The organism is Mesorhizobium sp. M3A.F.Ca.ET.080.04.2.1 (assembly GCF_003952525.1).
Lineage (GTDB): Bacteria > Pseudomonadota > Alphaproteobacteria > Rhizobiales > Rhizobiaceae > Mesorhizobium.
Map to the genome: position 1 here is coordinate 3,538,519 of NZ_CP034451.1, position 14,889 is coordinate 3,553,407.

Here is a 14,889-nt window from a genome sequence, read left to right on the forward strand (position 1 = left end):
AAAAACTCAGCCGTAGATCTGCTTGTGGACCTGGAAGAGCATCTCGGAACGGTCGGCGCGCAGATCGGCGAGATCGCGGCTCGACAGGTTCTCGATTTCGGCAACGAGACGGTTGTACCGGCGGCGCTTGGCAATGTTGGTGCGAGCGCGGGCGACGATATCGTCGAAGATCATGGCGAGGTCCTTTGCTGCCGCTTTTGGCGCGGCGGGTTGTTCCTCCCTGATCGACTGCGAGCATGACATAGGAATGGTGCGCCGCAAAAGGAATATGTTGCAACGCACCATTGCACCCCACGCATGCCTCGACATGGTGTGATGGCCATCAATGGTCTTGCTTAATCGCACGCCGGCTGGCTTGATCCGCGCGTCACATGGATGCCGGGAGGAAGAGCATGGCGGCCGCCGACTATTACGAAGTTCTCGACCCGCGCTTTGCGCGCCTGTTTGTTGGCAACGCGCATGTGGACAAGCTGTTCACCGGATGCCGTTGGGCCGAGGGCCCGGCCTGGTTCGCGGCCGGCCGTTATGTCGTGTGGTCGGACATCCCCAACAACCGCATGCTGCGCTACGACGAGACCGACGGCAGCGTCAGCGTGTTCCGCCAGCCCTGCGGCAACTCCAACGGCAATACGGTCGACCGGCAGGGACGGCTCGTCACCTGCGAGCATTCGGGCCGGCGCGTCAGCCGCACCGAGCATGACGGCTCCATTGTCACCATCGCCGACAGCTGGCGCGGCAAGCGGCTCAACTCGCCCAATGACGTCGTGGTGAAGTCCGACGGCTCGATCTGGTTCACCGATCCGACCTACGGCATCGACACCGACTATGAAGGCGACAAGGCCGAGAGCGAGATCGGCGCCTGTCACGTCTACCGTGTCGATCCGGGCACGGGCGATGTCGAGGCCGTCATCACCGACATGGTCAGGCCGAACGGCCTTGCCTTCTCCATCGACGAGAGCCAGCTCTATGTCGCCGACACCGGCCGCACACATGGTGCCGAGAACCCGGCGCACATAAGGGTGTTCAATGTCGGCAAGGACGGCAAGAGGGTCTCCGGCGGCAAGGTGTTCGCCGACTGCACCGCCGGCCTGTTCGACGGTTTTCGCCTCGACGATGCCGGACGTATCTGGACAAGCGCGGCCGACGGCATCCATTGCTACGACCCGGACGGTACGCTGATCGGCAAGATCAAGGTGCCGGAGGTGACCGCCAATTGCGTGTTCGGCGGCATCAAGCGCAATTGCCTCTACATCGCCGGCACCACCTCGCTCTACATGGTTCGGTTGATGGTAAACGGCGCCAAGACCTATTGAGGCTGATGTTGACTCTTCGTTCGAGGATGTCGACGCTCGCAACCGGGATGTCGGCAACACCGATGTCGAGACGCTGAGGAAGGGGGAGCTTCCTTGCAAAGTTGCGGTGCGGGGCGCCCTGTCAGCCACGTCGCTTCGCTCCTTACTTCGCCCTAAGATGACGAGGCTAGGTTTGCCAGCGGATGAAGCTTGCGAAGGCTTGAACCGCCTCGCGCATCGCCTGCCGGTTGGCCGGCTCCGCCAGGATGGCCTGAACCTCCGGCGGCTTCTTGCCGAGCAGCGCGATCTCGAGCGTAGCGTCTTCGTAGAGCGCGAAAGACATGGTGCGCATGATCTCGGCAAGTGCTGCTCGGGCGTAGAGCGAGCGCGGCGAGGCGTGCACCAGCATGGCGGGCTTGGCGACTGCGGCGTCGCGCGACACCAGCCAGTCGAGCGCATTCTTCATGCCGCCTGGCACGCCGTGGGCATATTCCGGACAGGAGACCATGACGCCGTCGGCGCCGGTAACGGCATCGATCAGCGCGGCAGCCTCGAGTGGCGTCCGCTCGCCCTCGTCGTCCGGATTGAAGATCGGCAGGCGGCGAAGCCCATCATAGGTGGTGATGCGGCAATCCTGCGGCGTGTTCTCAGCCAAGGCTGCGATCAGCGCCGAATTGGTCGAGGCGACACGCAGGCTGCCGGAGATGGCGAGGATGTTCAGCAAGGGATGAGCTCGGGCGGCGGGTTGAGTCGACCGAATGCTACCACCGGCGGCTATCCTTGGCGCAATCTCCGAACGGAAAACTTACTCTACTTGCCGGCCTGCTCTTCCTTGGCTTTTTCCTCGAGCGAATGTCGCATGATCAGCGGCATCTGGCTGAAGGTGAAGAGAAGCGTGATCGGCATGATGCCCCAGACCTTGAAGGTGACCCAGGCATCGGTTGAAAAATTCCGCCAGACCACCTCGTTGACGAGGGCCAGGAAGAGGAAGAACAGGCCCCAGCGGAGCGTGAGCTTTCTCCAGCCCTCGGCATCGAGGCTGAAGGCGGAATCGAAGACGTAGCCGAGCAGCGACTTGCCGAAGAACAGGCCGCCGAGCAGCACGCCCCCGAACAGCGTATTGACGATGGTCGGCTTCATTTTGATGAAGACGTCGTCCTGCAGATAGAGCGTCAGCGCGCCGAAGATGAGGACAACGACGCCAGACACCAGCGGCATGATCGGCAAGGTGCGGGTGAGCAGCCAGGAGGCGACCAACGCGAGCGCGGTGGCAGCCATGAAGAGACCGGTGGCGACGAAGATCGGACCGCCGAGTTCGCCGAGTATCGGAAATTTCTGCACCAGCCATCCGCTGCGGGTATTGGCAAAGAAGAAGACCAGCAGCGGACCGAGCTCGAGCACGAGCTTGAGCAGCGGATTGATGCCTTCCTTCTTCTGTTTTTGCGGATCGGACGGGTCGCGTTCGAGGATGTTCATAAAAGTCCTTGTTGTCCCGAAAGTCGGCGCTTTTGGGATCGTGCCTGTTCAAGCCACGCCAGCGATCGCCCTGGCGAATTCGCTCGCGGAAAACGGTTCGAGATCGTCGACCTGCTCGCCGACGCCGATGAAATAGACCGGCAGCCTGTGCTTGGCGGCAATCGCCACCAGAATGCCGCCGCGCGCCGTGCCGTCCAGCTTGGTCATCACCAGGCCGTTGACCCCGGCGACATTGCGGAAGATCTCGACCTGGCTGAGCGCATTCTGGCCGGTGGTGGCGTCGACCGTCTGCAGCACCGTGTGCGGCGCTTCCGGATCGAGCTTGCCGAGCACGCGCACGATCTTTTCCAGTTCGGCCATCAGCTCGGCCTTGTTCTGCAGCCGGCCGGCCGTGTCGATGATCAGCACGTCGGAGCCGGCTTCCTTCGCCTTCTCGAAGGCGTCATAGGCAAGGCCGGCCGCGTCGGCGCCGAGCTTGGTGGCGATGACCGGCGACCGGGTGCGCTCGCCCCAGATCTTCAGCTGCTCGATTGCCGCGGCGCGGAAAGTGTCGCCGGCGGCCAGCATCACCGAGAGGCCGCCCGCGGTCAGCTTGGCCGCCAGCTTGCCGATGGTGGTGGTCTTGCCGGTGCCGTTGACGCCGACGACCAGGATTACATGCGGCTTGTGGCTGAGGTCGAGCTCCAGCGGCAGGGCGACCGGGGTCAGCACCTTCTCCACCTCGGCGGCCATGACAGCACGGACTTCCGTATCGGAGACGTCCCTGCCGTAGCGGCTCGAGGCGAGCGAATCAGTGACGCGCAGCGCCGTCTCCAGGCCGAGATCGGCGCGGATCAGCACGTCCTCCAGGTCCTGCAGCGTGTCCTCGTCCAGCTTGCGCTTGGTGAAGACGCCGGCGATGTTGCCCGACAGCTCGCGCGAGGAGCGGGCAAGCCCATCGCGCATACGTTGGAACCAGGAGCGCCGCGGCGCCGGCTCCGGCAGCGGCTGCGGCTCGGCCTTCTGCTCGACCTTCTTCGCCACTGTCACCTTGCCGGCGGAGGGCGCCGGTTTCGGCGCGGGCTGCGGGACCGGTTGCGGCTCTGGCGCAACCTCGGCAGAGATCGGTTGTGCCTCGACCGGCGCAGGCTGGCGAATGGGTGGCGAGATCTCCGCCGACGAAGCTGGCTCCGCTGACGCTGAATCCTGCGCAGGTTGGCGCTGCCCCTCACCCTTACCTTCTCCCCGTGAAGGACGGGGAGAGGCGGCTGTCGGCGTCGAAGCTTCTTCGTTCTCCACCTCACCATACGGGGAGAAGGTGCCGGCAGGCGGGTGAGGGGCGGCGCCGCCCTCTGAAGACGGTTCTACGGAAGGTGGCACCGACGGCGGAATTTCAGGCGCAGGCGTTTCAGGCGGAACCTCGCCGGGCGGGGTCGGCACTTCGACCGGCGCCGGCCCAGGCTGCCTTTCCGGGCGCGACGGCTCGATATCCGGCTTGACCGGCGCGGCAGGCACCTCCTGCGGAGTGGGTCCGGGTGTCGGTGCGGGCGCAGGCTGGGGCTTCGGCTGTGCCGGCGGCACTTCCTCGGGCGCCGGCGGCTCAGGCCTCTCAGGCTCGGGTTGCGGTTCTTCTTCCGGTCCCGGCTTCGGCAGCGGTTCCGGTTCGGAGGGAACGACCGGCTCCGGTGCGGGCGGAATGACTGGTTCCGGCGCCGGCGGGATGTCCGGCGCCGGCTCGGGCTTTGGCTCCTCGGGGACCGGCTCAGGAGCCGGCGCGGCCGCCGCTGCAGGCTCTTCGGCTCGGTCGGTTTCCGGCTGAGCCAGCTCGGCCTCCGGCTTCAGTGCCTGCAGCGCATCCCACTTGATCGGCGGCAGCGGCGCGGTCTCGTCGACGCGCTCTTCGACGACCTCTTTCTTGCCGAACGAAAATATCTTCTTGAAAAAACCGGCCATGCTCTTTGCTGTCTCAGGCGGCGCGGGCGGCCAGGGGGGCCGCGGTCAGGCGGGCGCCGTCATGGCCGGTGATGACGGCGTCAACGATCTCGCCCGGCTGGCCGACGCCAATTGAGCTGAGCGTGAAGCCTTCGGTGCGGCCAAGCCCATCGCGTTCGACCAGGATCGACTGCTGTGTTCCGGCGAGCGCGGACAGATGGCGGCGATAGGCGGCCTCACCGGCGGCGCGCAACCTCGCGGCACGCTGCTTGACCACCTCGCGGCGGACCTGCGGCATGCGGGCCGCGGGCGTGCCTTCGCGCGGGCTGAACGGGAAGACGTGGAGATGCGTCAGACCGCATTCCTCGACGATTCTTTCCGAATTCTCGAACATCGCCTCGGTCTCGGTCGGAAAGCCGGCGATGATGTCGGCGCCGAAGACGATCCCGGGGCGGAGCTTGCGCACATCCTCGCAGAAGCGAATCGACTGTTCGCGCAGATGCCGGCGCTTCATGCGCTTCAGGATCATGTCGTCGCCCGACTGCAGCGACAGGTGCAGATGCGGCATCAGCCGGGGCTCGGTGGCGAGCGCGTCGAGCAGCTCGTCGTCGGCCTCGATGGAATCGATCGAGGACAGCCTGAGCCGCTTCACGTCGGGCACCTGGCGCAGGATCGTCTTCACGAGTCTGCCGAGCTTCGGGCTGCCCGGCAGGTCGGCGCCGAAGCTGGTCATGTCGACGCCGGTCAGCACGATCTCCGCATAGCCGTTGCCGGCGAGCCGCTTGACCTGCTCGACCACGGCGCCCATCGGCACCGAACGCGAATTGCCGCGTCCATAAGGAATGATGCAGAAGGTGCAGCGGTGATCGCAACCGTTCTGCACCTGCACGAAGGCGCGCGCCCGCCCCTCGATGGCGTCGACCATGTGGCCTGCCGTCTCGCGCACCGAGAAGATGTCGTTGACGCGCGCCTTTTCGGTGTCGTTGACGCCGAAATCGGGCAGCGCGCGATAGGAGTTCGCCTTGAGCTTCTCTTCATTGCCGAGCACGAGATCGACCTCGTCCATGGTGGCGAAGTTCTGCGGCTCGGTCTGCGCGGCGCAGCCGGTGACGATGATGCGCGCCTGAGGATTCTCGCGGCGTGCCTTGCGGATCGCCTGCTTGGCCTGGCGCACCGCTTCGGCGGTGACGGCGCAGGTGTTGAAGATGACGGCGCCGCCGGAGAGCGCGCCGAGGCCGGCGCTTTCGGCCTCGCGGCGCATCACTTCCGATTCATAGCTGTTGAGGCGGCAGCCGAACGTGACGACGTCGATACCGTTGCCGATTGGCCCGTCGGGCGACGGACCTTGGCCGATGGGCCCTGCGGGCGGGCCGTTGCCGATGAGCCCTGCGGGCGGGCCTTTTTGCAGGGCGGACATCAGGCGGCGCTTTCGGTGTCGCGGGCCCAGGCGCCGGTCGCGGGATCGAAGCTGCCGGAAAATTCCCATTCGGCGGCGCCGGTCAGAATAACGTGGTCGTCATCGCGCCAGAGCACATGCAACTCGCCGCCACCGGGCGTGATCAGCGACACGCTGCGCCCGGTGCGCTTGGTGCGGGCGGCGGCCACCACTGCGGCGCAAGCGGCGGAGCCGCAGGCCTTGGTCAGGCCGGCGCCGCGCTCCCAGGTGCGGATGACCATCGTCTGCGGCGACGTGACCTGGGCAATGGTGATGTTGGCGCGCTCGGGAAAGATCGGATGGTTTTCCAGCAGCGGGCCGAAGCGGTCGAGCTCATAGGACCAGACGTCGCGGTCGACCCAAAAGATGGCGTGCGGATTGCCCATCGACACGACCGAAGGCGAATGCAGAACCGGCGCGTCGATCGGTCCGATCTGCAGCTCGATCATGCGGGTGTCGCGGAACTCCTCGGCAAGCGGGATCTCCTGCCAACCGAAGCGCGGCTTGCCCATGTCGACCGAGATCGAGCCGTCGCCATGTTCCCTGGCATTGAGGATGCCGGCGCGGGTCTCGAAGGTGAAGGTCTTCTGGCCGGTCTCGGCGGCGAGCGCCTGGACCACACAACGCATGCCGTTTCCGCAAGCCTGCGCACCGGAGCCGTCGGAATTCAGTATATCGACGTAATAGGCGGTGCCTTGCGTCCGAGCATCATGAATCGCCATGATCTGGTCGAACTTCGTTGCGGCGTCGGCATTGAGCCTGATCGCGGCGGCGGCCGTCACCCTGTCGGCACGACCGCGCATGTCGGCAACGATGATCTCGTTGCCGATGCCGTTCATCTTGGCAAAAGGGGCAGTGCCTGCCATCGGTCCGGTCATTCCATGTCCGTTTGGCGCTATATGGCGGAAACGGGCGGGAATTACCAGTGCGGCGCGCTTTCAGGCCACGGCGCAGATGCCGCGCCGGCCAAGAAGCCGGACAGCGACGGCCCCCCGCGCTGGGCGACGACCAAGAGGTCGCGCCGGCAGACGACCAAGAGGTCGCGCAGGCAGACGACCAAGAGGTCGCGCCGGCAGACGACCAAGAGGTCGCGCCTAAGTCACTGCGAAGACGCCGAGGACGATCAGCAGGAAGATGATGAGGACGATGCCGATCAGGATGCGCGCGCCCGTGGCAGCGGCGCCGGCGAGCGCCGGCATGCCGAGGAGGCTCGCGGCAGCGGCAATGATGAGAAGGATGATGATCCACTTGATCATGAAAGGCTCCGGGGCAGAATTGCGTGTGCAACCAACGCGTTTAGGCGGCTTGAGTTCCTTGCTCGGGCGGCGGGTATCTTCGCCGGGACGCAGCGGCGAAAGGCTGCCTGCGAAATGCTTTTGACCACCTGCGCTTCGGCGATCTTTCCAGCGCCGCTGGCGCAAGCATTTTGGCGGCGAATGCCAAGGGCTGCGGGATTGCTTAGGCTAAAATCGCCGATCGAGTGCAGAGGGGAGGATCGATTGAAAAAGCGAACCAAGACACCGTGGATGAAGGCCGATGATTTCGGCCGCTCGCTGCCGCGCGGGCTGGGCGTCAATTTGCTGGTCACCGATATGGCGGCGATGGAGGCCTTCTGCCGCGACGTGCTGAGCGCGGAGGTCATTTATGCCGACGAGGATTTCGCGGCGATCGGGCTGCTCGGTTCGGTGTTCATGCTGCACGCCGACCACTCCTATCTCGACAATCCGATGACCGGTGTCGTTGCTGGTGCCGAGACGCGCGGCGTCGGCATCGAACTGCGGCTCTACGGCGCCGATCCGGATGCCGTCGAGAAAAGGGCTGCTGAACTTGGCCACATCGTGCTGGCCGGCTCGATCGACAAGCCGCATGGCTTGCGCGAATGCCACATCGTCGGTCCGGACGGCTACGTCTTCGTCCCGAGCGCGCGGCTTCGCAGCTAGGCCTCGGGCGCGCTGTTTGCCTGCCTCGCGGAGAGATTTGGTGTCACATGAGTGTTGCGATAAATTTGCAACAATTGCACCGCAAAACCCAATTTTAACCATATCGGGTTGAAATTCTGCCACCTTCTCCATCTTGGTGAGGGAGAGATTGCTCGGACGGCGTTCCCCGGCCGGATCCGACGGAGGTTGGAATGAATTTTTCGAAGACGGGCCCTTTTTCGAAATCTGGTCTTTTGGCCGTATCGCTGGCCGCGCTCGTTGCGAGCGGCTGCTCGACCTCGCGGTTCTCGTCGATGGACGACCAGCAGCCGGCGCCGCTGACGCCCGCGCCCTCCGGCACGGTGACGCAGAACCAGCTGCCGCCGCCCGCTGCGCCGGGCACCACCGACCCGTCGCAATTCCCGACAGCGCCGACGAACAACCAGGTTGCCTCCCTGCCGCAGGATGGCTCGGCGCCGGCCGGCGCCGCGGACCTGACCGCGGCCAGCGTCGCCGGCGTCTGGAACGCCAGCGTGTCCGGCCAGAGCTGCAAGGTGGCGACTCCGCAGACCAAGTTCGGCGCCGGCTATCGCGCCGGGCCGCTGCACTGCCCGTCGCCGATCGACGGCATCAAGTCCTGGAACGTCTCCGGCAAGCAATTGACGCTTTATGACGAAAACGGCGGCCCGCTCGCGAGGCTTTATTCCTCGGGCGGCGAGAAATTCGACGGCCAGACTTCCAACGGCCTGCCGATCTCGCTTACAAGGTAAGGCGAACCCGCTCCTGGAGCGGTTCGGCGTTTGAGTGAATCGCCGAACCGCCCTTGAGCATTTGCATTTAGGCAATTCCCTATGGAAGACCCGCTGCGCATCTTTCCTGGAATTGCTCCGGAACGAAGTGACCGATGCATCTGCGTGACGGCCTCCAGACTCATGTGACCGTCAGGCAGCGCTACGACCATCTGGTCGAGACCGGGGCCGTCGACCGTGACCCGGCGCAGGAGCGCATTGTCGCCGCGCTCGACCGGCTGATCGACGAAATCTCCGCAAAAAGGCTGGCGCAGAAATCGAGCGCGCTGGGCTGGCTGTTCGCGCGCAAGCAGCAGACGCGCGAGGCGATCACGGGCCTCTACATCCATGGCGGCGTCGGGCGCGGCAAGACCATGCTGATGGATTTTTTCTATGAACTGCTGCCGGTCAGGCGCAAGCGGCGCGTCCATTTCAACGATTTCATGGCCGACGTGCAGGACCGCATCCAGAAGCACCGGGCGGCGCGCAAGAACGGCGAGGTCAAGGAAGACGATCCGATCCCGCCGGTGGCGCGGGCGCTGGCTGAGGAAGCCTGGGTGCTGTGCTTCGACGAGTTTTCCGTCGCCGACATCGCCGATGCAATGATCCTGTCGCGGCTGTTTTCGGCACTGTTCGCCAATGGTGTCGTGCTGGTCGCCACCTCCAACGTCGCCCCGCGGGAGCTTTATCGCGACGGCCTGAACCGGCAGCTCTTCCTGCCTTTTATCGGGCTACTCGAGCGCAATGCCGCGGTGCTGACGCTCGACGCCGAGAAGGACTATCGGCAGGAGAAGCTCAACCGCCTGCCGGTCTATGTCACGCCAGTCGACGAGGCCGCGGACCGGGCGCTCGACGAGGCGTGGAAGGCGATGACCGACGGCGAGCCGACTTCGCCGGTGACGCTGACGCTGAAGGGCAGACATCTCGTGGTGCCGCGCGCGGCGGGCGATGCCGCGCGCTTTTCCTTCGCCGATCTCTGCGAAAAGCCGCTCGGCGCGCGCGACTATCTGGCGATCGCCGCCCGGTTTTCGACCGTTTTCATCGACCATGTGCCGGTGCTGGGCGAAGGCAAGCGCAACGAGGCCAAGCGTTTCATTCTCCTCATCGATACGCTCTACGACCATCGCATGCGTCTGGTGATGAGCGCCGCCGCGCAGCCCTCCGAGCTTTACACCGCCAAGCGCGGCAACGAGGTGTTCGAGTTCGAGCGCACCGCCTCCCGGCTGGTCGAAATGCAGAGCCGCGACTGGCTGGAGGGCTGGGCAGAGCGGCGGAAGAGCCAGGTGCTCAGTGACGAGGCACGCCAGGCGCAGGCGTGAGATCCGGTTCGCTACCTTGCTCGTCGTTGGATATTGGCGAAAGCCGGCGTGACGGCGATCTCCCTGCTTGAGGGAGAGATGGCCGGCAGGCCAGAGGGTCGGTTCGACCGGCCTCGGCGCAGGTGAGCGCCGGCGTTTCAGGCGCGGCGTCCCCTCTGTCGCCTTCGGCGACATCTCTCCCTCGAGGAGGGAGACTTGGCGCTGCATCACAAGGGCGTCATCACCGGGATGATGTCTTCTGGTTTCCACGATCTTTGTGTAACTTCCGCTCAATGGCCTTCAGAATTTTGACGCTTACGTAACTCCCGATCCATCTAACCGATTGAAAATGCTAAGCTCAAAATAATCGTTTGAATTTCCACCGGGCCGGGGCTATGGGTGCGGCGAAATCCCGCGGTTCTCGCAGCATCACGGCCTCTCTCCTCGACGCCGGCAAGTCGCAACGATTTGGGCGCGTCACTCACAAAGGGAAAACCTCCTGACATGGCACGTAACAAGATAGCGCTCATCGGCTCGGGCATGATCGGCGGCACGCTCGCCCATATGATCGGCCTCAAGGATCTCGGCGACGTGGTGCTGTTCGATATCGCCGAGGGGATTCCGCAGGGCAAGGGTCTCGACATCGCGCAGTCGTCGCCGGTCGATGGGTTCGACTCCAGGCTGACCGGCGTCAACGACTATGCCGGCATCGAGGGCGCCGATGTCTGCATCGTCACCGCCGGCGTGCCGCGCAAGCCCGGCATGAGCCGCGACGACCTGCTGGGCATCAACCTCAAGGTCATGGAACAGGTCGGCGCCGGCCTCAAGAAGTACGCGCCCAAGGCCTTCGTCATCTGCATCACCAACCCGCTCGACGCCATGGTGTGGGCACTGCAGAAGTTCTCCGGCCTGCCGACCAGCCATGTCGTGGGCATGGCCGGCGTGCTCGACAGCGCCCGTTTCCGCTACTTCCTGGCAGAAGAGTTCAAGGTGTCGGTCGAGGATGTCACCGCCTTCGTGCTCGGCGGCCATGGCGACTCGATGGTGCCGATGATCCGCTATTCGACGGTGTCCGGCATCCCGCTGCCCGACCTCGTCAAGATGGGCTGGACCTCGAAGGAGAAGCTCGACCAGATCGTGCAGCGCACGCGCGACGGCGGCGCCGAGATTGTCGGCCTGTTGAAGACCGGCTCGGCCTATTACGCGCCGGCGGCGTCCGCGATCGCCATGGCCGAATCCTACCTCAAGGACAAGAAGCGCGTGCTGCCATGTGCGGCGCATCTCTCCGGCCAGTATGGTGTCAAGGGAACCTATGTCGGCGTTCCGGTGGTGATCGGCGCCGGCGGCGTCGAGCGCGTCATCGAGATCGACCTGTCCAAGGCCGAGCAGAAGATGTTCGAAAACTCAGTGGCGGCCGTGCAAGGCCTGACCGAGGCCTGCACCAAGATCGCCCCGCATCTCGCCGGCAAGTAATCGCCCCCTCCCCCGGAGACCAAGCGCATGAACATCCATGAATATCAGGCCAAGGCGCTGCTGAAGGGTTTCGGCGCGCCGGTCGCTGACGGCGTTCCCGTGTTCAAGGCAAGCGAGGCGGAAGCCGCCGCCAAGGCGCTGCCCGGGCCGCTCTATGTGGTGAAGAGCCAGATCCATGCCGGCGGCCGCGGCAAGGGCAAGTTCAAGGAGCTCGGCCCCGATGCCAAGGGCGGCGTGCGGCTGGCGAAGTCGGCGGCCGAAGTGGTTGCCAACGCCAACGAGATGCTCGGCCATACGCTGGTCACCAAGCAGACCGGCGCGGCCGGCAAGCAGGTCAACCGCCTCTATATCGAGGACGGTGCCGATATCGACCGAGAGCTCTATCTGTCGATCCTCGTAGACCGCTCGGTCGGCCGCATCGCCTTCGTGGTCTCCACCGAGGGCGGCATGGACATCGAGGCGGTGGCGCATGACACGCCCGAAAAGATCCTCACCGTCGCCATCGATCCGGACAAGGGCGTGACGGCGGACGACGTGGAGAAGCTGAACGCCGCGCTGAAGCTCGACGGCGATGCGGCCAAGGACGGCAGCACGCTGTTTCCGATCCTCTACAAGGCATTCGTCGAAAAGGACATGAGCCTGCTCGAGGTCAACCCGCTGATCGTGATGAAGAACGGCCGGCTGCGCGTGCTCGACGCCAAGGTGTCGTTCGACAACAACGCGCTGTTCCGCCATCCGGACGTGATGGAGCTGCGCGACACCACCGAAGAGGACGAGAAGGAAATCGAGGCGTCGAAATACGACCTCGCCTATGTCGCGCTCGACGGCAATATCGGCTGCATGGTCAATGGCGCCGGGCTCGCCATGGCGACGATGGACATCATCAAGCTCTATGGCGCAGAGCCGGCCAACTTCCTCGATGTCGGCGGCGGCGCGTCAAAGGAGAAGGTGACGGCGGCGTTCAAGATCATCACCAAGGATCCGGTCGTCGAAGGCATCCTGATCAACATCTTCGGCGGCATCATGAAGTGCGACGTCATCGCCGAGGGCGTGATCGCCGCGGTCAAGGAAGTGGGGCTCAAGGTGCCGCTGGTCGTGCGCCTGGAAGGCACCAATGCCGAGCTCGGCAAGAAGATCATCAACGAAAGCGGCTTGAACGTCGTCTCGGCCGACGACCTCGACGACGCGGCCAAGAAGATCGTCAAGGCGGTAAAGGGCTGAGCTCGTGCCCCCGCGCAAGATCAACCTGGTCGAGGCGGCCGATGCGAAGATCGCCAAGGTCTTCGATCCGCATATCGCCGGCGACGTCAACGATGCCCAAGCGAAGGTCGCCAAGTTCGGCGAGGTCTTCGACTGGCATGCGCATGACCATGAGGACGAAGCCTTCCTCGTGCTGCGCGGCAGGATCGCGATCGATTTCCGCGACGGTCCGGTCGAGCTCGGCGAAGGTGATTTCATCGTCGTGCCGCGCGGCGTCGAGCACCGGCCGCGCTCGCTGACGACGGAGCCGGTGGTGCTGATGTTCGAGCCGGCAACGACTTTGAACACCGGCAATGCCAAGAGCGACCTAACCGTCACCGACCTGAAGCGGCTCTGACAATGAACGCGGCGTCTTTCTCCTCGCTTTCGGCCGACCACCAACGCCTGCAGGCGCTGGTCGGCGCGTGGCGTGGCGAGGAAGACGTTGCGGCGACACAATGGACCGATGCCGGCACGGCAACGTCGGAAGTGCTGGCTGAAGCGCAGTTCGGCGGCCTGTTCGTGGTGCAGCGCTATCGCCAGCGCCGCGACGGCACGATTTCGTTCGGCTCGCACAATGTGTTCGGCTTCGACCAGCAACGCAAGCTCGTCACAATGCACCAATTCGATTCCATGGGGTTCGTGCCGGCGACACCGGCCACGGGCATCTGGAACGGCGCCGAGCTCGTTCTGGAACGGTCGTCGCCGCGCGGCTCCGCCCGCGTGACGTATATTTTCGACGGCGACGATACCTACCGCATGCGATTGCAATTCAAGCCTACCGGTAGCGATGTTTGGCAAGACATGGTGAGTGGCGTCTACCGGCGCGTCTCGCCTACTCTTCTGAGCCTCGCCCTGGAGGCGGCAGGAGATACCGCAGGCGATATCGGCGGCAACCAGTGGAATCGGGAAGAGCTCTATGATCGCTGAATGCTTCCTCGACACAAATGTCCTTGTCTATTGGCGCGATCATCGCCGCTGCCGAGCGCCTCGGCGTCAAGACGCTGTACACCGAAGACCTCAATCACGGCCAGGCTTACGGCTCCGTGGTCGCCATTAACCCGTTCCGCACTCACTGATCAGGTCGCTAAAAAATGTCCATTCTCGTCGACAAGAACACCAAGGTGCTGGTCCAAGGCCTGACCGGCAAGACCGGCACGTTCCACACCGAGCAGGCGCTGGCCTATCATGGCACCAAGATGGTGGGCGGCATACATCCGAAGAAGGGCGGCGAGACCTGGGCCGGCGCCAAGGGCGAGAGCCTGCCGATCTTCGCCACGGTCGCCGAAGGCAAGGAACGGACAGGCGCCAACGCCTCCGTCGTCTATGTGCCGCCGGCGGGCGCCGCCGAAGCCATCATCGAGGCGATCGAGGCCGAGATCCCGCTGATCGTCTGCATCACCGAAGGCATCCCGGTGATGGACATGGTCAGGGTCAAGGCGCGGCTCGACCGCTCCTCCTCGCGGCTGATCGGTCCGAACTGCCCGGGCGTGCTGACGCCCGACGAATGCAAGATCGGCATCATGCCCGGCAACATCTTCCGCAAGGGCTCGGTCGGCGTTGTGTCGCGCTCGGGAACGCTTACCTATGAAGCGGTCTTCCAGACCACCAATGTGGGCCTCGGCCAGACCACCGCGGTCGGCATCGGCGGCGACCCTGTCAAAGGCACCGAGTTCATCGACGTGCTGGAGATGCTGCTCGCGGACGACGAGACCAAGTCGATCATCATGATCGGCGAGATCGGCGGCTCGGCCGAGGAAGACGCCGCGCAGTTCCTCAAGGACGAGGCCAAGCGAGGTCGCAAGAAGCCGATGGCGGGTTTCATCGCCGGACGCACGGCGCCGGCCGGCCGCACCATGGGCCATGCCGGCGCGGTGATCTCCGGCGGCAAGGGCGGCGCCGAAGATAAGATCGCGGCAATGGAATCGGCCGGCATCAAGGTTTCGCCGTCGCCGGCTCGACTGGGCACGACCTTAGTTGAGGCGATCAAGGGTCAGTGAATAGTGCGTGGTGAATGGTGAATGGAAGGGACAAGGTGAACAGTGACGCCAAGCGGGT

General features: G+C 64.6%; 17 protein-coding genes. 10 read left to right on the forward strand and 7 right to left on the reverse strand.

All coding sequences use genetic code 11. The features are described from left to right. Window positions 1-6 precede the first annotated feature (6 nt). The gene (locus tag EJ074_RS29725; protein WP_095804982.1) at window positions 7-174 is read right to left on the reverse strand and encodes a hypothetical protein; all 168 of its coding nucleotides are present in this window, start codon (window positions 172-174) and stop codon (window positions 7-9) included. A 218-nt stretch (window positions 175-392) separates the two neighbouring features. Between EJ074_RS29725 and EJ074_RS16940 the strand changes: the two genes are divergently transcribed. Continuing rightward, window positions 393-1,313: an SMP-30/gluconolactonase/LRE family protein gene (locus EJ074_RS16940; RefSeq protein ID WP_095804891.1), complete on the forward strand. Its 921-nt coding sequence runs from the start codon at window positions 393-395 to the stop codon at window positions 1,311-1,313. A 166-nt stretch (window positions 1,314-1,479) separates the two neighbouring features. Here EJ074_RS16940 and EJ074_RS16945 read toward each other — a convergent pair whose 3' ends face one another. The 6 genes from EJ074_RS16945 to EJ074_RS16970 all read right to left on the reverse strand — a co-directional run bounded on the left by EJ074_RS16945 (window position 1,480) and on the right by EJ074_RS16970 (window position 7,370). Further along, window positions 1,480-2,016, reverse strand: coding sequence for an NADPH-dependent FMN reductase (locus tag EJ074_RS16945; protein ID WP_095804890.1), 537 nt, complete (start codon window positions 2,014-2,016; stop codon window positions 1,480-1,482). An 86-nt stretch (window positions 2,017-2,102) separates the two neighbouring features. After that, window positions 2,103-2,768: a septation protein A gene (locus EJ074_RS16950; RefSeq protein ID WP_095804889.1), complete on the reverse strand. Its 666-nt coding sequence runs from the start codon at window positions 2,766-2,768 to the stop codon at window positions 2,103-2,105. Window positions 2,769-2,816: 48 nt separating this feature from the next. Continuing rightward, window positions 2,817-4,700 carry a signal recognition particle-docking protein FtsY gene (gene ftsY / locus EJ074_RS16955; RefSeq protein ID WP_095804888.1) on the reverse strand — a complete coding sequence of 628 codons (1,884 nt, stop codon included), beginning with the start codon at window positions 4,698-4,700 and terminating at the stop codon, window positions 2,817-2,819. A 13-nt stretch (window positions 4,701-4,713) separates the two neighbouring features. Further along, window positions 4,714-6,096, reverse strand: coding sequence for a tRNA (N(6)-L-threonylcarbamoyladenosine(37)-C(2))-methylthiotransferase MtaB (mtaB, locus tag EJ074_RS16960; protein WP_281033640.1), 1,383 nt, complete (start codon window positions 6,094-6,096; stop codon window positions 4,714-4,716). Continuing rightward, window positions 6,096-6,980, reverse strand: coding sequence for a diaminopimelate epimerase (gene dapF, locus EJ074_RS16965; RefSeq protein WP_095804980.1), 885 nt, complete (start codon window positions 6,978-6,980; stop codon window positions 6,096-6,098). Before dapF ends, mtaB begins: the two co-directional genes overlap by 1 nt. A gap of 228 nt (window positions 6,981-7,208) precedes the next feature. After that, complete coding sequence (locus tag EJ074_RS16970) at window positions 7,209-7,370, reverse strand: DUF1328 family protein (RefSeq protein WP_040987840.1); 162 nt, start codon at window positions 7,368-7,370, stop codon at window positions 7,209-7,211. A 243-nt stretch (window positions 7,371-7,613) separates the two neighbouring features. Here EJ074_RS16970 and EJ074_RS16975 point away from each other — a divergent pair, with 243 nt between their 5' ends. From EJ074_RS16975 to sucD, 9 genes are all read left to right on the forward strand, one after another. Then, window positions 7,614-8,054 (forward strand): hypothetical protein, encoded by a 441-nt coding sequence (locus EJ074_RS16975; RefSeq protein WP_245420294.1) that lies wholly within the window; start codon window positions 7,614-7,616, stop codon window positions 8,052-8,054. A 191-nt stretch (window positions 8,055-8,245) separates the two neighbouring features. Continuing rightward, the gene (locus tag EJ074_RS16980; RefSeq protein WP_095804886.1) at window positions 8,246-8,803 is read left to right on the forward strand and encodes a protease inhibitor Inh/omp19 family protein; all 558 of its coding nucleotides are present in this window, start codon (window positions 8,246-8,248) and stop codon (window positions 8,801-8,803) included. A gap of 134 nt (window positions 8,804-8,937) precedes the next feature. Continuing rightward, window positions 8,938-10,140 carry a cell division protein ZapE gene (zapE, locus tag EJ074_RS16985; protein ID WP_095804885.1) on the forward strand — a complete coding sequence of 401 codons (1,203 nt, stop codon included), beginning with the start codon at window positions 8,938-8,940 and terminating at the stop codon, window positions 10,138-10,140. 483 nt (window positions 10,141-10,623) lie between these two features. After that, complete coding sequence (mdh, locus tag EJ074_RS16990) at window positions 10,624-11,592, forward strand: malate dehydrogenase (RefSeq protein ID WP_095804884.1); 969 nt, start codon at window positions 10,624-10,626, stop codon at window positions 11,590-11,592. 27 nt (window positions 11,593-11,619) lie between these two features. Continuing rightward, window positions 11,620-12,813 (forward strand): ADP-forming succinate--CoA ligase subunit beta, encoded by a 1,194-nt coding sequence (gene sucC, locus EJ074_RS16995; protein ID WP_095804883.1) that lies wholly within the window; start codon window positions 11,620-11,622, stop codon window positions 12,811-12,813. Between the two features lie 4 nt (window positions 12,814-12,817). Then, window positions 12,818-13,189: a cupin domain-containing protein gene (locus EJ074_RS17000; RefSeq protein ID WP_095804882.1), complete on the forward strand. Its 372-nt coding sequence runs from the start codon at window positions 12,818-12,820 to the stop codon at window positions 13,187-13,189. 2 nt (window positions 13,190-13,191) lie between these two features. Next, a complete protein-coding gene (locus EJ074_RS17005; protein WP_095804881.1) occupies window positions 13,192-13,761 on the forward strand; it encodes a DUF1579 family protein in 570 nt (189 codons plus the stop codon). A 17-nt stretch (window positions 13,762-13,778) separates the two neighbouring features. Then, window positions 13,779-13,910 carry a hypothetical protein gene (locus tag EJ074_RS30630; protein ID WP_280952429.1) on the forward strand — a complete coding sequence of 44 codons (132 nt, stop codon included), beginning with the start codon at window positions 13,779-13,781 and terminating at the stop codon, window positions 13,908-13,910. A 15-nt stretch (window positions 13,911-13,925) separates the two neighbouring features. Further along, window positions 13,926-14,831 carry a succinate--CoA ligase subunit alpha gene (sucD, locus tag EJ074_RS17015; RefSeq protein WP_095804880.1) on the forward strand — a complete coding sequence of 302 codons (906 nt, stop codon included), beginning with the start codon at window positions 13,926-13,928 and terminating at the stop codon, window positions 14,829-14,831. The last annotated feature ends 58 nt before the right edge of the window (window positions 14,832-14,889 follow it).